The following is a 23,289-nucleotide window of genomic DNA, read 5'->3' on the forward strand; positions in this document are numbered from 1 at the left end:
AAGGGGTTGATGCGGTCAGGCTCAGGTTCAGATCACCAAACTGCGGCCACCGTCGACCTTGATGACCTCGCCCGTCAGATAAGGCGCATCGCGCAGCAGAAACAGCACGGTACGCGCGATGTCTGCCGGCTCACCGACACGCCTTAAGGCGGTCTTGTCGAGCAGGCTTTGCTTGGCGGCCTCCGACTTGCCGGACTCGGGCCACAGGATGGCCCCGGGAGCGACGGCATTGACGCGAATCTCAGGCCCAAGCTCGCGTGCCAACGATAGCGTCAGCATCCGTAGCGCGGCCTTGGCCATGGCGTACACCGTATGCTGCAGCAATGGCCGTTCGCCATAGACATCGGTGATGTTGATGATGCAGCCTTGCGATTGGCGCAGTGCCGGTGCTGCGGCTTGCGCCAGAAAGAACGGGGCCTTGGCGTTGCTGGCAAACAACGTGTCCCACTGCAATTCGGTGGTACTGCCGATCGGCGTCGGGCAGAACGTCGAGGCATTGTTGATCAGGGCATCGAGCCGGCCGAACCGTGCGAGTGTGGTATCGATCAAGTCGGGCAAAGCGGTCGTGTTGCCGAGGTCGGCATGGCACAGCAAGCTGCTGCCCGGCCGTATCGACTCAAGTTCAGCCTGCAGGGCCAGCGCCTCCGGACTTGGATCGCGAGTATGGAGGGCAATCTCATAGCCGGCGCGATGCACATGGCGCACGATCTCGGCGCCGACGCGCCGGGCAGCGCCCGTGATCAGCACGACGGGGTTCTGGGCCTCACTCATGTATCCTTCACCTTGCTGGCGTCGTGGCCGACACGCCTGAATCTTAGCGAGGAACCCAGGGCTTGCATCTTCTGAATCGTAACGAAGCGGAAATTGCCGCAGCCGAGCTGGCCCATAGCGCGCAGCTGCGGCAAAAAATCGTCGCAGAAATCCGGGCAGCGGGTTCGATCCCCTTCTGGCATTTCATGGAGCTCGCCCTGTATGCGCCCGGTCTTGGCTACTACAGCGCCGGCAAGACCAAGTTCGGCGCTGCCGGCGACTTCGTTACCGCACCGGAACTCGGGAGCCTCTTTGCACGCACGATGGCCCGGGCATTGGCACCGATTCTCCACGCCGGTGAGGACACCCATTTTCTGGAAGTCGGCGCGGGCTCTGGGGCCTTCGCGGCTGCGGCGCTTGGTGAGCTGGAGCGCATCGGCGCGCTGCCCAATCGCTATCAGATCCTGGATCGCAGCGCCGAACTTCGCGAACGGCAACGGCACACGCTGCTTGAACGTGTGCCGCACTTGTTCGACCGCGTCGAATGGCTGGATGTGCCGCCCGAAGCATCCTGGCGCGGCGTACTATTCGCCAACGAAGTGCTGGACGCCTTGCCGGTACATCGCTTTGTGATGCGTCACGGTGAGCCGCGCGAGCTGCATGTGGCACTCGATGCCAATGGCGAGTTCGTCGAGGTCGAACGCGAAGCCGACACAATGTTGCTCACCGCCGTGCGGTCGGTCGAGGAGGACATCGAACTGCATCTGCCTGATGGGTATGTGTCCGAACTTGCGCCGCAATTGCCGTATTGGTTCGATGCAGTCTGCGGCACGCTGAAAGCAGGCATGGCTGTGTTCGTGGATTACGGGTACAGCCGCCGCGAGTATTACCGCGCGGATCGAAGCCGCGGCACCTTGCTGGCGTTCTACCGTCACCAAGCCCACGAGGACTTTCTGCTCCGGCCGGGTCTGCAGGACTTGACCGCCAGCGTGGATTTTACGGCGCTCGCGCTGGCCGCGACGCGCGTGCGATTTCCGTTGGCAGGCTTTACGTCGCAGGCCAATTTTCTGATCGCGGCGGGCCTCCTTGACGTGTTCCAGCAAGAACAGCAGCAGTTGGGCGAGATCGAGCGGTATCGACTGGCTCAAGAAGTAAAGCGCCTGACGCTCCCTGCCGAAATGGGTGAGCGGTTCAAAGTCATCAGCTTTGCCCGTGGGATCGATCACGTGCCAAGTCCGTTCCTGGCACACGACCTGAGTCGAACCTTATGAGCAATTCGCGCAGTTTTTGGCTGGGGCGCATGCACCCGTTTCGGCATCCCAGGCTTTGGATCGCGGTTGCCTGGTTCGGCATCGTGCTTTGCATCGTGCTGTCGCTGGTACCCAGCCCGAAAATCGGTGTGTCGGTGCCAGGCAATGACAAACTCCATCACGCATTGGCATATTTTGCCCTGATGATTTGGCACGGCTGGCTGCTGGCGCAGCAGCGGGCACTCAAGCGCGCGGCGTTGTTTCTGCTGATTCTGGGAGTCGTGCTGGAGGTACTGCAGAGCTTTCTGCCCTGGCGCCAGGGCAATGACCCGATGGACCTCCTGGCAAACGTTTCCGGCATTGCGCTGGCCTGGCTGTTGCTGCTGACGCCGGTTCACGATCTGTTGCGGGCCTGGGACCGGAAATTCTGAACAATTGATGATGCGCCTTCGGGATTGCCCATGATTCGGCGCCATTCCAAACGCCTGTTGGGGTCTTGCTCTGTGGCTGCATGCTATGGTTTCGACCTGTTTGTGACGGAAGTATTGCGATGCCCAGTCGAGTGCCCGAGGGCGCTGAGCGCGGTTGGATCATTCCAATCGGCGGCGCCGAAGAAAAAGCTGATGGTCCGGAAATTCTGAGCCGGTTTGTCGAGATCGCTGGTGGCAGCAATGCCAACATCGTGGTGATTCCGACGGCAAGCCGCATGCGCGATACCGGTCCGAAGTACGAGCGCGTGTTCAAGGAACTCGGCGTGGGCGCCGTGGAGTCGATTGATTTCGATACGCGCCGGGATGCCCACGAAGAAAACCGGCTGGTTCGTCTGGATAGTGCGACCGGCATTTTCTTTACCGGCGGCAACCAGCTGCGATTGTCGACCTTGATTGGCGGCACGCCAGTCGCCAAGCGCCTCCGTTTGCTCAATGCAGCCGGCGTGCACGTGGCTGGGACCAGCGCTGGCGCGAGTTTCCTCAGTGAGCATATGATTGCGTTTGGCGATGAAGGCGGCTCGGCGATTGCCGGCAGTGTGCGCTTAGCGCCCGGTCTCGGCCTGACCAACCGCTTCGTCATCGACCAGCATTTCCGCCAGCGTGATCGCCTGGGTCGGCTCGTGACCTCACTGGCCTACAACCCGTTTGCGGTGGGCATTGGCCTTGATGAAGACACGGCCGCGATGATCGGCCCGGACAACGAATTGGAAGTCGCTGGCTCCGGCGGCGTCACCATCGTCGATGCGAGTGAACTTGAGTTCTCGTCGATGGATCAGGTCGACGAGGGTCAGCCGGTCTGTCTGCTTGGCCTCAAACTGCACATGCTGGTGGCTGGCGCCAGTTTCAATCTGCATACGCGCAAGGCTTCGGCCGGGCGCCTGCGGCATTCCAAGGAATAACCAACAGGATTTCAGCCGTGGCGGTTTCAGTTTTCGACCTGTTCAAGATTGGTATTGGCCCCTCCAGCTCGCATACAGTCGGGCCGATGCGTGCTGGCGCGCGATTTGTGACACGCTGGATCGACGAACGCGGCAGCATGGCGGATGTCGCGCGCGTGCGGTGCGAGCTGTTCGGCTCGCTCGCGCATACGGGCCGCGGTCATGGCACCGACAAGGCGGTCATTCTTGGGCTGGAAGGCGAGGCGCCGGACACGGTCAATGTCGAGACGATCGAACAGCGACTCGCCGAGATACGGGCCAGCAAGAAGCTTCGTCTGCTCGGCAAAGTCGAGATCGCATTCGACGAGAAATACGATCTCGCGTTCAACAAGCGCCAAAAGCTGCCCTATCACAGCAATGGCATGCGGTTCACCGCATATCATGCTGATGGCCGCGAACTGGCGTGCCGCGACTACTATTCCGTCGGCGGTGGCTTTGTGGTCAATCAAGATGAGGCGGCGGAAGACCGCATCGTTGCCGATACCACCGAAGTGTTGCATCCGTTCTCGACGGGCGACGAGCTACTGGCGATTTGCAAAGAGTCCGGCAAGAGCATCGCGCAGGTGATGTTCGAGAATGAGCGCGCCTGGCGCACGGAAGCCGAGATTCACGCCGGGCTTCGCCAGATCTGGGCGGCGATGCAAGCCTGTGTGGCGCGTGGCACGCGCGAACTGGGCGTGCTGCCTGGCGGGCTCAAAGTGCAGCGTCGGGCGCCAACCATGGCGCAGGAATTGACGTCACGGCCCGAGGCCGCGCTCAAAGACCCGTTGACGATTCTCGACTGGGTCAACCTGTACGCGCTGGCGGTCAATGAAGAAAACGCCGCCGGTGGGCGCGTGGTGACCGCGCCGACGAATGGGGCGGCCGGCATCATCCCGGCGGTCATGCATTACTTCGACCGGTTCTGCCCGAGTGCGAGCGAAGCTCGCGTGTTTGATTTCCTGCTGACTGCTGGCGCGATTGGCATTCTGTACAAGGAAAATGCGTCGATCAGCGGTGCGGAAGTCGGGTGTCAGGGCGAAGTTGGCGTCGCATGCTCCATGGCTGCAGGTGGCTTGACTGCCGCGCTCGGCGGCACGGTGATGCAAGTCGAGAATGCCGCCGAAATCGGCATGGAACACAATCTCGGACTGACGTGCGACCCGATCGGCGGCCTCGTGCAGATTCCGTGCATCGAGCGCAATGCGATGGGCGCGGTGAAAGCAATCAACGCATCGCGCATGGCGCTGCGTGGCGACGGCAAGCATCGCGTCTCGCTGGACAAGGTCATCAAGACGATGCGCGACACTGGCCGCGACATGCAGGACAAGTACAAGGAAACGTCACGCGGTGGTTTGGCGGTAAACGTGATCGAGTGCTGAGCTCAGCGCGAGATGCTGAAGTTGGACAACATCGGCCCGGGTGAGCATTACCGGGCTCGATTGGAATTGCAAAGCGTTTGATTCTGGGCGGGCCATCCCTGGCCCGCATCGCCTCTGAACTTGTTCAGAGGCTCCCTAGCGCTATTCGGATAGGTTGGCGACAAACAGTCGCTCAGTGCTTTTCACGAATTGCCGACATTCGCTAACATGGTCTTGGCCGGTGTGGTACCGGCGTTCACGAAACGGATATGGCAATGAAGCAACTTTTGGCAGCCGGTTGTGCGCTCTTCCTGGCAGTGGTGGGGGCAGGAAACACGGCTCTGGCCGACGATACCGAACAGACAGCTAAGCAGTTCCTGGCTGCCCTTGATTTCAAGTCCGGAGACTTCAGTTTGCCGGCGGCGAATGCAGTCATTCACGTCAACAAGGGGTTTACGTATCTCGGCGCGAAGGACGCACAGCGCGTACTGGAAGATCTATGGGGTAACCCGCCGGACGACAGCGTTCTGGGCATGCTGGTTCCGGATAAGGATCAGCTACTCGACGAGCATTCCTGGGCCGTGGTGCTGACCTATTCGCCCGATGGCTATGTGTCCGACGAAGATGCCGCCAAGATCAATTACAGCGAAATGCTCACCGAACTGCAGCAACAAACCCGCGACGGCAATGAGTGGCGTCAGGAAGAAGGCTACGGCACCATTGAACTGGTTGGCTGGGCCGAGCCACCGAAGTACGACATCGATGCCAAAAAGCTGCATTGGGCCAAAGAGCTGGCATTTGAAGGCGCTGACGATCACACGCTGAACTACGACGTGCGCGCACTGGGGCGCTACGGTTATCTCAGCATGAATGCGGTGGCCAATCATGCGGACTTGTCGCAAGTGAAAGAGCGCATGCAGGATGTGATCGCGATGGCCGAGTTCAATCAAGGGGCGCGCTACAACGACTATGTTGCGGGCAGTGACAAGACGGCCGAATACGGTTTGGCAGCTTTGGTTGGTGGCGCCATTGCCGCGAAGACGGGATTGCTGGGCAAACTGTTCGCGTTGTTGCTCGCAGGCAAGAAATTGCTGATCTTTGTCGTGCTTGGCATCGCGGCATTCATCAAGCGGCTGTTTACGGGTCGACGCGACGACCAACATCCAGGTTGAAAGCGGGCGAGCCTTCCTATCGTCGATGGCTCAGCGCTTCGGTCAGCAGCCGACGCAGACCACCCGTTGAGCGGCGCCAGACCCAGGGGTTTGGGGGCAGGAGTCCGACGCCGCTCACGAGTGATGGGGAGGCTGATGCAGATGTTGCGCGGAATCAGCGCATACGGACGGGTTCGATTCGAACCCGCTTTCGATCTGGATCATTCGCCTGATTTGGCATGGCGCCGCTTGCCGGCGGCACGAATCTGAAGTTTCTCCTGGTGATTGGATGCAGCAACGCTGGACGCTGTGCGTGCTGCTTGTTCGTTGGCAAAGACGCTGAGCACTCGTTCCGATTGGCCCTGACGCCATCGGTCTTTGATCAACAACCAGTCTCCGGCGCGCAAGTCATTCAGTGACCGCACTTCGCGCTTGCCGACGCGTTGTTGCTGCCAGCGAACCGCTTCGCCTTCGCGGGCGAGCAAGCTGCTGCCGTCACTGAGCGTGACGATGCCCGCGCCAGCCTGCCGACTGGAGGCGCTTAGCACGGACACAATGCGCTCAGTGACCGGTTTCGAAGCAACCAGATCGCTTGCGATGGCTGGGTTGGCCGGAAAGGCGACCCATCCCATCAGGCCGACGATCAGCGCGGCGCTCATTCTCGTGTCACGCCGGAACAGCCCCGCCATACCAAGCATCAACACACCAAGGACAATGCTGGCAATACGAGACCAGGCCGGAACGGCCGTTGGCGCCGCTGCAGCCACATCCACAATCGTGACCTCCAGACTGGACGGGCTGCCGAGGCTTGCGCCACCGGCTGGGTTTTGCAGTTCTATCGCGAACATTTCGGTGGGCTCAGCGTTGGAGTCGCGGACAATGGGAACGGCAATCGTGCGGGCACTGACATCGCCATCGGGCCAACTCAAGGTGCCTTGCACTGGTTGATAGTCACTGCCGGCCGAAGCGCTGAGATCGACGGTCTGATAGTCGACACTGATCGCACCCGCGCTGCCACCGATGCGGCTCACGACGATCTCGGCCACACTGTCGGTCTCGTTGACGCTTGCCGCCGCCACGACAAACTGCAGACTGCCAAACGCATCGTCGTCGATCAGGTCGAACAGATGCGTGTCGCGTCCGATCGCCACGCCGCCGGTTGGGTTGCCGAGTGCCAAAGGTGCGGATTCAGCGCCTTCGACCAACGCATCATTGACGACTTGCACGGCGAGTGTCTTCGCGCCGCCTTCGCCGTCGGCCCATTGCACGGTGGGATTGCTGAGCACAAAGTCCATGCCTTCGGTCGCACTGCCCGCGTTCGCAATCACGGTCACGGAGACGGCGCCGGCGGTTCCAGCGGTGCGCGTCAGCACAACGTTGTGCGTCCCAGCTGCTTCGCTCGCTGAAGAACTGGTGCTCTGAAAATTTACGAACCCGATCGGATCATTGTCGGCGATGCTGACCGTGGCCGTCGTTTGAGCGCCAAGCGCGGCACCGCCAGTAGGATTGGACAAACTGATCGTGAACTGCTCGACCGCCTCGTTCAACGTGTCTTTCAGGATTGGAATCTGCACCGTCTTGCTGTCGGCGTCACCAGCCGCCCAATTCAATGTGGTTGTCACTGATGAGAAGTCAGCGCTGTCTGCGGTGCCAGCCTGTGTCTGCACTTGCACCGATATCGCGTTGCCGACGCCGCCGGTGCGGCTGACGGCAAGCATCGCCACACCGTCGCTCTCAACCACGCTGAGTGCGTCCGTTTGCCACTGCAGGCTGCCAGGGGTGTCGTCATCATTGATGTTGACGATCTGTTGCGATCCGGGTGAACCCGGCAGCGCATCGGGAATACGGACGCGGAAGTCCTCGCTGCTTTCGACAAGTTGATCGTCCAAAATCGGAATCGTGACGAGCTTGTCGCTTGTGTCGCCGTCTGGCCACGTCAAGGCTACTGTCGTGGCCGTATAGTCGCTGCCCGCATGAGCGAGTAGATCGCTGGTCTCGATGATCGCATTCAAAGTGCCCTCGCTGCCCTGAACCCGACGGACCGTCACGGTCTGTGTCAGTGCATTCTCAGCGACATTACTTTCGCTGGGCGAGATGCTGGCGCGACCCAACTTGGGTACGTTGCTGATCTGAATCTGCATGCTTGCCTGACCGCCCAGCGTGGCGCCGCCAGAAGGATTGCTGAGGTTCACACTCAACGACTCGACGCCCTCGGCCAGTTGATCATCCAATACGGTCAGCGTGACCGTCTTGCTCAGCTCGCCATCGGCAAACTGGACGGTTTCCGAAAGTGGCTGATAGTCCGCTCCGGCAGTCGCCGTGCCATCGCTGCTGCTGAGCAAGACGCTGACTGCGCCTTCACTGCCTTGCGTGCGGCTGACGGTGAGCGTGAGACTTCCGGCGTTCTCGGCGACGCTCTGCGTGGCTACTGCAAACTGCAATTGTCCTGGTGCGGCGACGTTCTGAATGGTTAGCAGCGATGTGTTCGGGCTGCTGATGGTGGCGCCGCCAGTTGGATTGCTCAGGCTGATCTGCGCGGTTTCTGGACCTTCGGCAATCGTATCGCTCAGGATTGGCACCGAGATGGATTGGGTCGTCTGGCCATCAGCGAAGTTGAGGACGCCTGTCGTTGCGGTGTAGTCCGATCCGGCCACGGCGCTGCCATCGCTGGTTTGTACGGTGACGCTGGCGACGCCTTCGCTGCCGTTGACACGTTCAACGCTGAACACCGCCTGCGCGTCCGTTTCGAGCGCCGATACGCTCGGTGCGACGAACCGGAAGTCGCCTGGCGCGGCAACGTTCTGGATCGTCACCAGATGCGAGCTCTGCCCGCTGATGACGGCGCCGCCGCCTGCATTGCCCAGCGTCAATTGAAGTTGCTCGCTTGGCTCGGCCAGCACATCGGGCAGAATGGTAAGATGCACGGTCTGGCTCAATTCGCCATCGGCAAAAGTCAGTGTGCCCGATTGCGCCTGATAGTCGCTGCCAGCGGTGGCGCTCAAATCCTGCGTACTGAAGTCGACGCTGACGGCGCCTTCGCTGCCGCTCAGGCGAATCACTTCAATGTCGAGCGTGCCCGCGGATTCACTGCTCAGGCTCGTGGCGGTGGCGAAGCGCAGTTGGCCTGGTGCGGCAACGTTGCCGATTTCGATGGTCATCGTGCTGCGACCGCCGAGCGTTGCGCCGCCGGCCGGGCCGGTCAGATTCAATGCCAGTGTCTCAGCGCCTTCGGCGAGCGTGTCCGGCAGAATCGGAACACTGATCGACTTCGACAGTTCACCACTCGCAAAGCTCAGCGTGCCCGACACGGGCTGATAGTCGAGACCGCCTACCGCGGTGCCATCGGCGCTTCCATACTGCACACTGACCGCACCCTCGCTGCCTTGCGTGCGCATCACTAGAATATTGGCCGTGCCGCTACTCTCGGTGAACGATTCCAGTGCGCTGACAAACTGGAGTTCGCCCGGTGCCGCGACATTGTTGATCGTCAGCGATGCCGTAGCGGGAGTGCCGAGCGCGCTGCCATTCGTCGGGTTGCTGAGCGTGAGTTGTACCGACTCATCGCCCTCGGCGACGAAATCGGGCAGGACTGGAACCGAGAAACTCGCGCTCGTCTGACCATCGGCAAAACTCAGCACTCCGGTCGCAGGCAAATAGTCCAAGCCAGCGTTCGCGCTGCCGTCGGCACTCGCATACTGAACTTGCGCGACCCCTTCACTGCCTTGCACACGTTCGACGACGATCGTTGCGGTGCCGCCAGTCTCGCTGAAACTCGGGCTCGCATTGGCGAAACGGAACTGTCCCGGTGCCGCGACATTGGTGATGGTGACGGTGCTGAGCGCATTACCGAGCGCGGCACCGCCAACGGGATTTTGCAAGCGGACCGAGAACGTCTCACTGCCCTCAGCAAGGATGTCAGGGAGGATCGGCACGACGATTGTTTGCGTGGTCACGCCATCAGCGAACGTTAACGTGCCACTGGCGTTGGTGTAGTCCTGATTGCCTGAGGCACTGCCGTCCTGGGTTTGAAAGTCAACACTGACGACACCCTCGCTGCCCCCAGTGCGTTGTACGGTCAAGCTGATACTGCCACCGTCTTCGGCAATACTTGCGTTCGCCGAAGCCAGCGCCAGTGTTCCGGGCGTGGGTGTATTCGCAATGTTCAACACCGCATTGGCAGGCACGCCGAGCACCGCGCCGACCGGGCTACTGAGACTGAGTTGCACGGTCTCGCTTGCTTCCGCCACGCCATCCACCAACACGGGGATCGAGAAGGTCTTGCTACTCTCACCGTCGGCAAAATTCAGCGTGCCGCTCTGTGCGGTGTAGTCGCTCGGTTGCTGCGCCGAGCCATCGGTGGTCTGGTATTGCACCGAAACCGCACCGAAATTCGCGAGCGGCCGGGTCACTGTAATCGTCGCTTGGCCATCGCCTTCGGCCGCATTGAACGATGGTGCGCCAAACTGCAGCGTTTGCGGATCATTGTCGATGATTTGCACCGTTGCGCTTTGATCAGGCGCCAGACTCAATCCACCCGTTGGGTTGCTCAGAGTGACGCTGAACAATTCCGATTGCTCGGGAATACCGTCGTCGATCAAATTGACGGAGATCGTGCGAGCGCTGCCATCGCCTGCGCTCCAGTTCAACGTTTGGCTCAGCGGCTGGAAGTCGCTGCCAGCAACGGCGCTGCCATTGCTGCTGCCAACTTGCACACTGACGGCGTTTGCAACATCCGAGCGTAAGACGCTCAAGCTGACGACGCCCGCTTGTTCATTGACGCTGATGCTGGTCGGATCGATACGTACCGTGCCCACCACATCGTTGTCGAGGATCGTCACCGCGTGACGGCCGGTACCAGCAATCGTGGCGCCGCCGGTCGGATTAGCCAGCACGAGATCAAACGTCTCATCGGGCTCATCCACGAAGTCGTCGATCGGGCTCACGCTGATCGTCTTCGGGCCGGCGTCGCCGATCGCAAAATTCAGCGTTTGCGGACTGAACGAATAGTCTGAACCATTGCTCGCACTGCCTGCTGCGGCGTTGACGACGACGCTTACGGCCACATCGGTGCCACCCTGGCGACTGACCTGCACGGTGTGCGTGCTGGTTGTTTCCGCAACCGAACTGCTTGGTGTCGTGAAGACAAAGAACCCCGGCTGCGCGACATCGTCGTTGGCGATGGTGACCGTGCCTTGGCTATTGCCCAGCGTCGCCCCACCCGTGACACTGTTCAGGCTAACGCGAAGGGTCTCGTCTGCTTCAAACTGCGGATCGTCGAGCAACGGCACGATGATGAGTTTGTCGCCAGACTCACCGTCGGCCCAGGACAGCGTGCCACTTGTCGTTGTGTAGTCGGTGCCAGCGGTCGCCGTCAGCGCTTGCGTCTGATATTGAACAGACACTGCGCCATCTTGTCCGCTGGATCGGGTGACCGTGAGCGCGGCACTTCCGCTGTTCTCGAATTCGGTGACGCCACTGGCGATATTGATCGCGCCGAACTGCGCTGGCGCCCGCTCGACCGCGCCCAGATCGATGCGGCCACCGACAACGCGCGCAAGGCCGCGTTGATCGGTGTTGTAGTCGGCGCCCGTGAAAGCGGGATCACCCGCATTGACGACCGGGCTGTGCAGACGCGGCAACAGCGTTTCGGTGTGGCCCCCGTTGTTCGCGAGTGGAAATAGATCGGGCGCCAGGTTCAACATGCCCGAACCCTGGCTGAAACTGGCCCCGCCTTGGGCGCGGACCAGCGAGTACGACACGCCTGCAGAGACATTGGCGCCGCCACGCAAGTCGTCGGCAACGGCCGCTGCGGTGTTGTCGGCGAGAACGCTGTTGGCAATCGTGATCTCTTGGACCCCGATGTTGTCGCTGACCAAGCCACCGCCGGCGTCTGCATGATCGACGTCGTTCAGCACGATGGTGCTGGACTCCACGCGCACCATTGGGCTCTTTGCCAGCATGATGCCGCCGGCCTGATTGTTTGCGAAGTTGCCGCTGACGGTGAGGTTGCGCAGTCGGGCTTGTCCAGCATCTTGGCTCAGGTGCAAGCCACCACCGCCGTTGCTGTTGGCGGTGTTCTGGATCAGGCTGGAGTCGGCAAACAACACATCGCCTGGCGAGTAGGGGCCGACCTGACGAATATGGACGCCGCCGCCTTCGCCCAAGGTGGCCAAATTGCCGCTAAAAGTGCTGCGTTCGATCAGCACGGCCGGATCGCTTGGGCCAGCATTGCTGCCCGCCAGGATGAAGACGCCGCCAGCAGACCAAGCCGCCTCGTTATTGGCGAACGTGCTGTCCACAATATGGAGTTGCGCGCCCCGACCCTCGCGTGCGAATGAAGCGAGCGCGCCGCCGTCGGCGAACGCGCCATCGCTGTCGGCGTCAGTGACCACGTTGTCGGTGAACTGGCAGTGATCGATCACGGCGCCATCGGAGAGGTCGTACAGCATGGCCCCGGCGCCACTGCCGCCGCCTTGATTCTGGGTAAACGTGCTGTTTTGACAATGGAACGCCGTCGCGCGACTGCCGATATAGGCGCCGCCACCGCCGCGATTGGCGGTATTGCCGCTGATGATGGAATCGGTGATGGTCAGATCGCCGTAATAGAACATGCCGATACCACCGACACCGCCGCTGCCGACGTTGTTCGAGATCGTGCTGCGGGTGACCTCCAGGGCGAGGTTCTGGCGTGTGTAAAAGCCACCACCGAAGTCACCAGCGGTGTTGCCCGTGATGACGCTGTCGATGACGTTTGAATAGAGCGCGTCGATGACCGAAACGCCACCGCCAGCACCATCGGCGTGATTGTTCTCAATGCGCGTCTGGTCGCGGACATCGATACCGCCCGCGTGGTCCAGACTGATCGCGCCGCCATCGCCATTGTGCGCAATGTTGCCACTTAGGGTGCTGCGCTGAAGATCGGCAAAGGTGTCGAACTGGTCGCCAGACAAGTAGATCGCGCCGCCACCGCGGGTGCTGTTGGATTCGTTGTTCTGAAACTGACTGTCGGCAATCAGTAACGGCACTGAGGGGGCCAGATAGCGCGCGTGCAAGGCCGCGGCGCCACCGGCAAAGGTCGCAATGTTGTGAATGAACTGGCTGTTGGTGATCGTCAGTCCGATGCCGTCAACGAACACGGCGCCGCCGTCCAGGCCCAGGTAGAAGTTGGCGATGTTGTCCTGAAACAGGCAGTGTTCGATCTGCACGGCGGCTTCGTCGCCGATCGCTCGAATCGCATGTTCGGTCGCGCCGGTCAGAGTGGATTCGCGGATGCTGAAGGCCTTGTCGGTCTCGAAGCGGATGTCGTGGTCAGCGGAAAAATCGAAGCGCACGCCATTGCCGTCGAGTGCGACGGGCACGCTCAGGGCGGGCAGGGGGGTTAGCGGTCGAATGGTCTGGCCGCTTAGCGCAGGTGCGACGTCCAGGGTGTTAGTCGGATCGGTGCTGGCATTGAGGAGGCTCAGCGCTTCGCGCAGTGAACCGGCGCCGGCGTCAGCGGTGTTGGTGACGCTGATGGTTAGGGCTTGGCTCGCCGGACTGAACAGGATGGCAGACAGGGCGGCCGCCAAGGGCAATCGTGTGGACTTACCCTGAGTTGGTGGGTTTCCGCGCCGACCACGGTGTATCCGGATGGCAACCCGCGAATCGAGCGCCGCGCTGGGCGCGGCATCGTCGATACGTCCGGAGGGCGATGGGCCGGGCGTGGCGGGGATCGATTTCGACATGACGGGGCGAGGCTCAGAGGCGTGATGGGCCTGAATCTAAGCCCCAGTGCCCGCTTCAACCAGTTGATTCGGAATGGTTTTCCGTGTCCTGCAACGGCTGGGCAAGCGTCTGCACCAGGGAGTCAAGCCGGTGCTTTAGCCTGGTCTCAGGTATGAGCTGTTGTTGGGCTGGATTCCCACTTTGCGGCAAGTAACCCCTCCCCGAGCCCTCCCCGCGATCGCGGTGGAAGGATCTATCTCCCGCTCCCGTGCCACCGAGCTCCCTCTTCCACGCCATTGGGAGCCGAGCCGCCCCTTTGGTGCGCTTATTCGCGCATCAAAATGTCAGCGGTAATGCGAGATTTTCTCGACGGTCCCGTGTGGCAAGTAGCCCTCTCCCCGGCCCTCTCCCACTCGCGTGGGAGCGGGAGAAGTGCCCCCTCCCCGCGATCGCGGGGAGGGGGTTACTTGCGGTCAGAATCGTCACCGCCCGCAATTTATTGGTTCGCAAAACCAATGGGTTACGGCGTGTTTGATGAGAGCCCAGCCGCCCCTTTGGTGTGCTTATTCGTGCATCAAAATGTCAGCGGCGATGCGAGATTTTCTCGACGGTCCAGTGTGGCAAGTAGCCCTCTCCCCAGCCCTCTCCCACTCGCGTGGGAGAGGGAGCGCTCCCTCCCCCGCGATCGCGGGGGAGGGTCGGGGAGGGGGTTAGTTGCGGTCAGAATCGTCACCGCCCGCAATTTATTGGTTCGCAAAACCAATGGGTTACGGCGTGTTTGATGAGAGGGTTGGGGAGAGGGCTACCTGCGATCAGAATGGCGCTCTCATCCGCAAGACGGGCGCTATGCAAACCGACCGGTTCCACCTGTTTGGTCCATCTTGCAGAGCAAACGCCAGGCAACAAAAAACCCGCCACCAGGGCGGGTTTTTTGCGGGGCGCCGATCAATTACTTGATCTTGGCTTCCTTGTACGCCACGTGCTTACGCACGACTGGATCGTACTTCATCATTTCCAGCTTCTCGGGCTTGGTCTTTTTGTTCTTGTCGGTCGTGTAGAAATGACCGGTGCCAGCCGTGGAGATCATGCGGATTTTGTCGCGCTTCGATGCCATGACTCTTGCTCCTTAGACCTTTTCGCCGCGTGCGCGCAGTTCGGCGAGCACGGCTTCGATGCCGTTCTTGTCGATGGTGCGCAGGGCTTGAGTGGAAACACGCAATTTGACCCAGCGGTTCTCGCTCGGGACAAAGAAACGACGCTCATGCAGATTCGGCAGCCAACGACGCTTGGTCTTGTTGTTGGCGTGCGACACGTTGTGGCCGGATTGCGGGCGCTTTCCGGTTACTTGGCAAACTTTTGCCATGAATCACCTCGATAAACGACATCTCACCCATGGCCTGGGCGATAACGGCTCCGACGCTGTTGCCAGCTCGCGGGGGTCGGATTGGGAATTGCAGGCGTAAAGGCCAGCGACTCAGCGGATTTCCCTTGGCCCAGGTTCAGTCCGCACTGATCCGGGCGCCAGCAGAGTGGCGGAAAGGGGCGCGCTTTATAGCCGATTGGGCGGTTTCGGGCAAGTGAAATGTCGGAAGGCTGAGACCCAGGTGGCGCGATACCAGCGCCAGAACGGACCGGAACCCCCTCGGTTCCGGTTGCCTTTCGGGGCGCCACGGGGCGCCCGGACTGCCTATTCTACCCGGACCGGCATCGCCGGGTCGCCCAGCACCTGCATGCCGAGTTGGGCGTCGATGGCCTGCGGCCTGAGCGTAGCCAGACGACGCTTGGCCTGGATTTCGGCCTCGCCGACCGTCCGGGCACCGGCACTGATCGCTTCAAAGAACAGGCGGCCAAGCAGGCTGTGCGAGACATCCTCCGTCAGGGTCGTGGCACCGTAAACGGTCCCGGCGCCGCCTTCTGCGGCGAGCAGTTGATGCGACAGGCCCTGCGCATACGGATCGACAAAATAGCTGTTCCAGCAGCCCCACTGGGTGACCAGGCTCGGTGCGCCACCATTTCTGAACGTGGCCGCGTCCTGTGAGAACAACAGGCCGTTGAAATCCCACAGGCCGGGCGCGGTGTGGCCGGTGTACGAGATCAATGGCATACCGCTATTAAAGCCATCCAGAATGGACTGGCGGGTGGCATCGCGACCGACCTGATTGAACTCCACAAGTTGGGTATTGGTGCTGATGGGCAGCCCGCTCGCAAAGTCGAGGCTCAATTCGTTGAAGCGCTTCGCACCGGAGTCGTCGGCGCCGGCAACGAACAAGGCCCGGTCGATGCGGCGCGCATCCTGCACTTTGATCTTGCGAATCATCCGGACGAGCTCGTCCGGCGTTCGGGCCGGAATCCGGCCAATGGCAACGTCGGGGACTTGGTCATCGTCGAAATCGACATATTTCGAATCCGACGGCGTCTGCGCGATGAACAGGCTGGTCCGGACATAGTGAGTGGGTACAAAGCTGACCGATCCGATACCCAGATTGTTGCGGTAGTCATACGTGTCGGCGCCAATGAGCGTCACGTACTTCAGTGGCGTCTTGGCATGGCTGGCGCGAATGAAGTCGCTGATGGGCTGGGCGCCTGGCTCCTGGTCATCGCTCAAGGCATAGATCGCGGCGGTGCTCACGACCACAGGCCGATAGCCGCGCGTGCGCTGCAGGTTCACATAGTCGTCCAGACTGGACAAGAAGCTTGGGTGACTGATGATCAGGAAGTCGGCCGCTTCGGGCAACTGCGCGGGCGCGCTCGCCGGCAGGATGGTCGGTTTACCGGCCAATTCCGTCGCGGCAGCGAACCATTGCAGGGTGCTGCCAAGGGCCGGGTTGCCCGCCCAGTTTTGCGCGCCTGCCTGAATCGGCATGCGCCAGGCTTGACCATTGCCGAGCGCCCAGAGGCTGCCGGCACGATCGACGCCCGTCAGCGCGAAGCCTGGGCCCGCCTCAAAGGTGCCGTCAAACCGGCCGTTGCTCAAATGGGTGTAGCGTTGGTAGCGAATCTCGGCCTGGTCAAAATGGACCAAGTCGAACGGCAAGCCCAAATCCGATGGCAGATCGAGCGCCAGCTCCTGCGTGCCGGGGAGGAAGCCCTCCGGAATATCAATCGTAATGTCGGCCGGCACCACCCCATCGAATTTCAGCATGCTCCGGTGCTGCGAATTGACGCTGGCGACCACCGAGTGGTCGGGGCCGGACACCGCGAAGTCGGTGCCGCCCAGGAGTCTCAAGGTGACCGACACCGGGCTCAACGGCGCCATGCCGGGCAGCGTGAATGTTCGACGCAGCGCGACCGGCGTCGTGAAGGCCAGCAGGCTCTCATCGAGCCACGGTTCCGCGCCATCGAGACTCAGGTTGAAGACGCGATCCTGTCCGAGTTGATACGTGCTTTCGATCAATCTGGGCGCCGCTTGCTCTGGTTGCGGCAGGCTGTCGGCCAACACGGCTGACCCGTTCAGACTGAGCAGCAGCTGGTTCTGGCTGCTGTAGCGGTTCGAACTACCGGACGCGACGAATTCGAGGGTGTCACCAGGGCCAAAGACGCCATCTTCGCCGCCGATGACAAACAATGGGGTCGCGGCGCCAGCGTCGCGCAGTGCCAGCGTGTGGGTCGCGACCCCATCGCCAAGAGCTAAGCCGGCCGCCTTCAGATCGGCAAAACTGAGGCGCTGGATCCCCGCCTGGCTGATGCCCAGCAACACTTGGTTCGCAATCGCTTTGCCGCGAAGCTGCGGCCGCGTTTTGTCACGCACTGATTGCCAGTCGATGCGATCCGTGTCGATCCGGGCGGTGCCGTATTGCTTGCCAACTTCAAAGGGGCCGTGCCGTTTGCGCGATCCGTCCATCGCCAAATCGTCAATATAAAACTGACTGACGCCGTGGCCTGGCAGATGCAACACGTAGTCGCCCCCGAGCGTGCCTTGTTCCCCGGCTGCGATCGGCTCGGCAGCGAGCGACTTGCCGTCCGACGCAACGATGTCGAAACCCACGTTGCCGGCCTCGGCAGCAGTCGAGAACTGGATCAGCAGGCCTTGCTTGTCGCGGCTGGAGCGGACCTGAGCCAGGCTGACAGGCAGGGTGCCAGCCGGCAGCAAATAGTCTTCGACCTCGCCATCTTCGGCCAGACCATTGGGTTGCGGCGACGCGTCGCTGAAGAAACTCGTTGTGAGCGTCGAAGTCAGGCGCAGGCGCGCATAGGTCGCGGTGGCTGCATTAACTGGCACGCCAAAACCACTCCAGACCAGCACGCGCGTCGCGCCGCTGGTCCCGGTGGGGACATTGCCGGTGGTAAAGGTCGTATCGTCGGCGCCCGCAATAGGTCCGCCGCTGCTGTAGCGCAGACGAGGCTGGGAACGCTCGCCGGTGTCATTGAAATCGCCATCGCCATTGAAGTCGATCCAGCCAACGAGTTGCGCATCGCGTCCTGAGGTATTCGTCACGGCGAGCGCCACGCAGTACTGGCCCGCCGTCACGCTGACGCCCGAGCACGTCATCCCGGTCGACACATAGGTCGGCCACGTGGTGACGCCATCCTCGTCGGCGCCATCGACATTCGCGGCAGCATTGCCAGCACTGTCGGTTTCCCCGTCGGGGACGGTAGCGCCAATCCGGATCAAGCGGTCCTTCAACACATGCCGGGGACCGTTGCCCGCGATGCTGACGTTGTAACTCGACGGCGCATCGCCCAGATCAAAACTGCAGAAGGTGAAGTCGGTAATGCCAGTCTTCTGGTCGTCCGGCAGCGTGGCGTCGTCAAAGTCATCGCCTACCAGATAGTCGATCAATACGCGCTTGACTGGCCTCGAGAACTCGACATTCATGTTGCCTGTAGTTGCGGTGTCGGCCGCGGCGGCATCGCCTTCAACCACATCGCCAGCACGTTGCGTCGAACTGCCGCCGGTGTACTCCCAAGGCACGTAGTTGCCATCGGCGTCGTAGCCGGCCACCGTGGTGTAGTCCTCGAAATCGGCGTCGGCCCAATCGTTATCAGTGATCGCGAAAGTCAGATCATTGACTTCGGTCGAGAAGGTGAACTCGGTCAGCTGGCCGACCGATTCGATCTCGGTGCCCGAGCCGTCCACGACGTCGACAAAGAACTGGTAATACCCTGCGTGATTGCCGGTCGTGGCGGTGGTTGTCACCAAGTTGCCGGCAATACCCGCGCCACCCAGGCTGTCGGCCCGGGTTTCCGTCATGGTGACACCATTGACGGTCGTGCTGGTGAAGTTGGCATTATTGCCGTTGCTGCCCCAGTCGTAGGTCATCCGAGTCGCGCACGTGCCCTGCGAGACCGATGCGTTTTCGGTCAGGATCAGCTTGGCGCGATTGAATGTGCCGTTGACGCCATTGTTGTCGCGGTCGCAAAGACGCAGGGTCCAGGTACCGGACGCATTGCCGGTGTAAAAATTCATGCCGGTCACTTCGACCAGCCGCAAAAAGTATGGCTCGGCAACTGGGTCCGCATCGTTATCGTCCAATGCAGGCGTCAGTGGCTCGGTCGCGCTGAAACCGTCGGCAACCAAGACATCGTAATTGTCGTCCGTGTCGGTACCCTGATTCATGAATTGGAACGATGTGCCGCCCGGCGCGATCAGCAGCATGCGGTAGTCGCCGCGTTCGTTGTGGCTGACATTCACGCCAATCGCGATGCTTTGCACCGTGAAGCTGTCGCTTACCGAAAAGGTGCGGTCCAGAGCGCCGGTGCCGCTGGTGCAATTGCCATTGCTCGTGACGTGACCGGTCGCGCCGCTCGTGGCATTGTCATAGCGGTAGATCTTCGGGGCAGCCAAGGCGCCGCCCATGCCAAACACCAACAACCCACCCAACAACACAGCCAGATCAACCCGGAAAGCGCGCATACACACCCCTATTGCCCTAGCAACTAAGCGTAGGTACGGAAAATAGCATGCAAAATGTGCGCCAATTCACGGAATTTGGCAAACGACACGGTCGTTAGCGCCTGCCCGTGTATCCGTCAGTCGTGGCGCCGATCTGGTCTTGATGCGGTTTTCACGCGAGCAGCCGAGTGTCGGCTCCAGTCAGTTGGCGCTAGACTCGCCGACCTTTTCGGGCCTTTGTGGCTTATTTTTTGGGAATCGCGATGAAAATTCTGGTCGCTTACAAGCGCGTTGTCGACTACAACGTGCGCGTGCAAGTCAAACCCGATGGCTCGGGCGTGGCCATCGAGGGGGTCAAGTTGTCCCCGAACCCGTTCGACGACATTGCGCTCGAGGAAGCGTTGCGTCTGCGCGAGAAAGGCATTGCCACCGAAGTGATTGTGACCACGATCGGCCCGGCAGATTGTCAGGCGCACTTGCGCAATGGTCTGGCCATGGGCGCCAATCGCGCGATCCATGTCGTCACCGACGCCGCGATTCAGCCGCTGACGGCCGCCCGGGTCCTGAAAAAACTCGTGGAAAAAGAGCAGCCTGGAATTGTTCTGCTCGGCAAGCAGGCGATCGATGACGACTGCAACCAGACCGGCCAGATGCTGGCGGCGCTGCTCGACTGCGCGCAAGCCACGTTTGCGTCGAAGGTGGAAGTGACCGGCTCGGTCGCGCGGGTGACGCGCGAAGTGGACGCGGGCCTGGAGACCCTGGAGGTTGACCTGCCCGCGGTCATCACGACCGACCTCCGCCTCAATGAGCCCCGGTTCATCAAGTTGCCGGACATCATGAAGGCCAAGAGCAAGCCCCTGGAAACCGTGGCATTCGACAGCCTCGCCGTCGAATCCGGGGATCACCTGAGCATCACGAACTACGCGCCGCCAGCCAAGCGCAGCAAGGGTGTGATGGTCAAGGACGTGCCAGAACTGGTCGCCGCACTGAAAGCCAAAGGTCTGCTGTAAGGAGCCCCCATGAGCAAGATTCTGATCATTGCCGAACATCTGAACGGCAAGTTGAATGCCAGCACGGCGAAGTGCGTGACGGCTGCCAAGGCGATTGGCGGCAGTATTGAGATTCTCGTCCTGGCCGCCGATCCGACCGGCGTGGCCGCTGAAGCAGCCAAGCTCGATGCGGTCAGCAAGGTGGTGACGGTTGCGGATCCCGCCTTTGCCGTTGCAACCGCCGCTGCGTATGCGCCGACGGTGATTGCGGCCGCAGCGGCGTACACCCATGTACTCGGTCCGTCGACGACCTTTGGCAAAGACCTGATGCCGCGCGTCGCCGCGCTGCTTGGTGAGGCCCAGGTCAGCGACATCATGACCGTCCGCGACGCTTATACGTTCGAGCGCCCGATCTATGCCGGCAACGCGATCATCACGGTCAAGGCTGATCCGGCCCGGAAGGTCGTTGGCACCGTGCGTACGGCGTCGTTTGCTGCAGCTGGTGCGTCTGGCTCGGCGAACGTGGAAACGGCCACATTGCCTGTGTCGGTACCCAAGCACACGCGTTTTGTCGAGCTGAAGGCTGGCGCGCAGGATCGTCCGGACTTGCAAACGGCCGGTCGCGTGGTTTCGGGTGGTCGTGCGCTCGGTTCAGGCGAAGCGTTCGACATCATCTACAAACTGGCTGACAAACTCGGCGCGGCTGTCGGTGCGTCGCGTGCGGCGGTGGATGCCGGTTACGTGCCAAGCGATCTGCAGGTCGGTCAAACGGGCAAGATCATCGCGCCAGAAATGTATGTGGCGATCGGCATCTCGGGCGCGATCCAGCATCTGACCGGCATCAAGGATGCCGGCACCATTATCGCGATCAACAAGGACGGCGAGGCGCCGATCTTCGAAATCGCCGATTTTGGTCTCGTTGGAGACCTGTTCAAGATCGTACCGGAGTTGACCGAGGCGCTCTGAGCCCCGGCCACTCTGGCTCCGGGTCTCGGATATCACGGCTCACGGCCGCCTCCGATCCCCTAAAAACCACCCCGGATCAAGTCCCGGGTGACGCTTGGTGGATTGGGGCAGCGTTGCAAGACCGACGCTTGGCTCGGCGCGAAGCGTTGGACTGGCCGCAAGGCGCTTGATTGGGCGCGCCTTAAGGCTGCGGCCTCCTGCAAGAATCCGTACTTGCGGTTCGTCACCCCGGAATTGATCCGGGGTGAGGTTCAATCTTGCGATCAACTTCCCTGACGAAACGTTCGGCGCCACCACGCGCCTTTCCCACGCTGCCAACGGAATGCGGGTGCGGCGACTTGCGCATCGGAACAAAAAAAGCGCAGCCTGGGCTGCGCTTTTCTATAGCCGAGTTTTAGCCCAGCCGTTACTGCAGATTCGCGAGCATCCAGTCGACCGTTGCCTTGACCTGATCATCGGTCAGCGACGGATTGCCGCCACGTGCCGGCATGTTGCCGGCGGCACCGGCGAAGCCGCCGATCGCGTGGGTATACAGGGTGTCGTTGCCTTGGGCGATGCGTGCGGCCCACGCTGCCTTTTCGAGCTTCGGTGCGCCCGCCACGCCGCCGGTGTGGCAGGTGGTGCAGAGCTTGCCGTAGATCACGCCACCGTCCAGGGTGCCGTCATAGGCCACTTGAGCCTTGGCCGCTTCGGCCGCGCGCTGCTGTGCCAGGGCCAGCGCGGCGTCACCCGTTGCACCAGCGTAAACCGCGCCGATTGGCGAGATGCGTTCGCCAACCTGGGCGGCGATGGCTGCATTCGGTTCGCGCTCCTGTTTGCCGTAGATGTGGTGTGCGGCAACGATCAGCACCACGGTCAGCGCCATCAGGGCAGCGATGATCAAGGCAAAGCGCTTCATGAATTGCAGGTCATACGGCGTCATAACATGGGCTCCAGATCACCGACACAGGGCCGGTGCAGACAAAAGGGGTCGCACATTGTAGCGGCAAGCGCACGCAGACCGGAACCGGCCCCCGCCGGTTCGGGACGCTTTTCGAGCCGCTCGTTGGGCCGTTCTGGCTCCGGTGGGCCAGGAGCCGAACGATATGCCGATTGCGAAGGCCCCGAATCCGATCAGGGCCCGGCACGCCAAATCAGGCAATTCCCTTGTCAATGAACTGTGCCAGCTGGGTCTTGCTGGCCATGCCGATATGGGTGCCTTGGACTTCGCCATTGCGGAACAGCATCAGGGTTGGCACGCCGCGGACGCGGTACTGCATCTGCGTCTTGGGGGCGTGATCAATGTTCACTTTGACGATCTTCATCTTGCCTTGGTAGGTCGTGGCCAGATCGTCCAGTGCCGGCGCGATCGCCTTGCACGGCGCGCACCATTCGGCCCAGAAATCCACCAGCACGGGCTCGCCGGACTTCAATACATCCTTCTCGAAGCTCTCATCACTGGCATGGGCTATCAAATTGCTCACTTCATTCTCCTCGTAGATGGCTGGGCCGGTGGCTTGCCCGGATCGGGCGGCTTCCGGCTCAGTCTGAAACGCGACCGGCAAAACCGGCGAAATCCGACAAAACAACGGTGTGGTGTTCAGGACAGATTCTGAAAACGATCATGAATGAGGGGGCGGATGCTCCCTGCCAGATCGTTCTCCGAACCCGCCGAACGGGCCGAGGCCGGCCCGCCAGCGACGTCCATGAATCGAGTGTCCGCACGCCTCGCAGTCTCGCGGGAGCCTACGGGCCACGACCGTGAGCCAGGTCTGACAAATCGGACCGACTCATCGATCGCGGGCCGAATCCGGCTTCGCGGCAACCGCAATTGACGGTTGCGACGCATTTGCTCGGGACTTCCCTTGTACACTGCGGGCGGTTGACCCCCTTTCACC

The 23,289-nt window shown here is 61.4% G+C and carries 14 protein-coding genes; 7 read left to right on the forward strand and 7 right to left on the reverse strand.

Annotation, left to right across the window (positions count from 1 at the left end; genetic code table 11):
* Positions 1-27 precede the first annotated feature (27 nt).
* On the reverse strand, positions 28-771 hold the full coding sequence (locus C7S18_RS01865; RefSeq protein ID WP_106889942.1) for a pteridine reductase: 744 nt from the start codon (positions 769-771) through the stop codon (positions 28-30).
* A 71-nt stretch (positions 772-842) separates the two neighbouring features.
* Between C7S18_RS01865 and C7S18_RS01870 the strand changes: the two genes are divergently transcribed.
* The 5 genes from C7S18_RS01870 to C7S18_RS01890 all read left to right on the forward strand — a co-directional run bounded on the left by C7S18_RS01870 (position 843) and on the right by C7S18_RS01890 (position 5,941).
* Positions 843-2,021, forward strand: coding sequence for a class I SAM-dependent methyltransferase (locus tag C7S18_RS01870; RefSeq protein WP_240624069.1), 1,179 nt, complete (start codon positions 843-845; stop codon positions 2,019-2,021).
* Positions 2,018-2,431: a VanZ family protein gene (locus tag C7S18_RS01875; RefSeq protein ID WP_106889943.1), complete on the forward strand. Its 414-nt coding sequence runs from the start codon at positions 2,018-2,020 to the stop codon at positions 2,429-2,431. Before C7S18_RS01870 ends, C7S18_RS01875 begins: the two co-directional genes overlap by 4 nt.
* A 119-nt stretch (positions 2,432-2,550) precedes the next feature.
* Positions 2,551-3,390 carry a cyanophycinase gene (locus C7S18_RS01880; protein WP_106889944.1) on the forward strand — a complete coding sequence of 280 codons (840 nt, stop codon included), beginning with the start codon at positions 2,551-2,553 and terminating at the stop codon, positions 3,388-3,390.
* Between the two features lie 17 nt (positions 3,391-3,407).
* Positions 3,408-4,790: an L-serine ammonia-lyase gene (locus C7S18_RS01885; RefSeq protein ID WP_106889945.1), complete on the forward strand. Its 1,383-nt coding sequence runs from the start codon at positions 3,408-3,410 to the stop codon at positions 4,788-4,790.
* Between the two features lie 254 nt (positions 4,791-5,044).
* Positions 5,045-5,941, forward strand: coding sequence for a DUF2167 domain-containing protein (locus C7S18_RS01890; RefSeq protein WP_240623965.1), 897 nt, complete (start codon positions 5,045-5,047; stop codon positions 5,939-5,941).
* 200 nt (positions 5,942-6,141) lie between these two features.
* Here C7S18_RS01890 and C7S18_RS01895 read toward each other — a convergent pair whose 3' ends face one another.
* From C7S18_RS01895 to C7S18_RS01910, 4 genes are all read right to left on the reverse strand, one after another.
* A complete protein-coding gene (locus tag C7S18_RS01895; RefSeq protein ID WP_106889947.1) occupies positions 6,142-13,644 on the reverse strand; it encodes a Calx-beta domain-containing protein in 7,503 nt (2,500 codons plus the stop codon).
* 929 nt (positions 13,645-14,573) lie between these two features.
* Positions 14,574-14,738, reverse strand: coding sequence for a 50S ribosomal protein L33 (rpmG, locus tag C7S18_RS01900; RefSeq protein WP_106889948.1), 165 nt, complete (start codon positions 14,736-14,738; stop codon positions 14,574-14,576).
* A gap of 12 nt (positions 14,739-14,750) precedes the next feature.
* The gene (gene rpmB, locus C7S18_RS01905; protein WP_106889949.1) at positions 14,751-14,987 is read right to left on the reverse strand and encodes a 50S ribosomal protein L28; all 237 of its coding nucleotides are present in this window, start codon (positions 14,985-14,987) and stop codon (positions 14,751-14,753) included.
* A gap of 324 nt (positions 14,988-15,311) precedes the next feature.
* Entirely contained in the window at positions 15,312-19,478 is a 4,167-nt protein-coding gene (locus tag C7S18_RS01910; RefSeq protein ID WP_106889950.1) for a C25 family cysteine peptidase, read from the reverse strand.
* Positions 19,479-19,720: 242 nt separating this feature from the next.
* On the opposite strand from C7S18_RS01910, the gene C7S18_RS01915 reads away from it, so the two are divergent.
* Together C7S18_RS01915 and C7S18_RS01920 are read left to right on the forward strand one after the other, a co-directional pair.
* A complete protein-coding gene (locus tag C7S18_RS01915) occupies positions 19,721-20,467 on the forward strand; it encodes an electron transfer flavoprotein subunit beta/FixA family protein (protein WP_106889951.1) in 747 nt (248 codons plus the stop codon).
* 9 nt (positions 20,468-20,476) lie between these two features.
* Complete coding sequence (locus C7S18_RS01920; RefSeq protein WP_106889952.1) at positions 20,477-21,412, forward strand: electron transfer flavoprotein subunit alpha/FixB family protein; 936 nt, start codon at positions 20,477-20,479, stop codon at positions 21,410-21,412.
* 406 nt (positions 21,413-21,818) lie between these two features.
* On the opposite strand, the gene C7S18_RS01925 is transcribed toward C7S18_RS01920, so the two are convergent.
* Together C7S18_RS01925 and trxA are read right to left on the reverse strand one after the other, a co-directional pair.
* A complete protein-coding gene (locus C7S18_RS01925; protein ID WP_106889953.1) occupies positions 21,819-22,334 on the reverse strand; it encodes a c-type cytochrome in 516 nt (171 codons plus the stop codon).
* Positions 22,335-22,545: 211 nt separating this feature from the next.
* On the reverse strand, positions 22,546-22,875 hold the full coding sequence (gene trxA / locus C7S18_RS01930) for a thioredoxin TrxA (protein WP_106893886.1): 330 nt from the start codon (positions 22,873-22,875) through the stop codon (positions 22,546-22,548).
* Positions 22,876-23,289 lie beyond the last annotated feature (414 nt).

This window comes from Ahniella affigens (assembly GCF_003015185.1).
Classification (GTDB): Bacteria; Pseudomonadota; Gammaproteobacteria; order Xanthomonadales; family Ahniellaceae; genus Ahniella; species Ahniella affigens.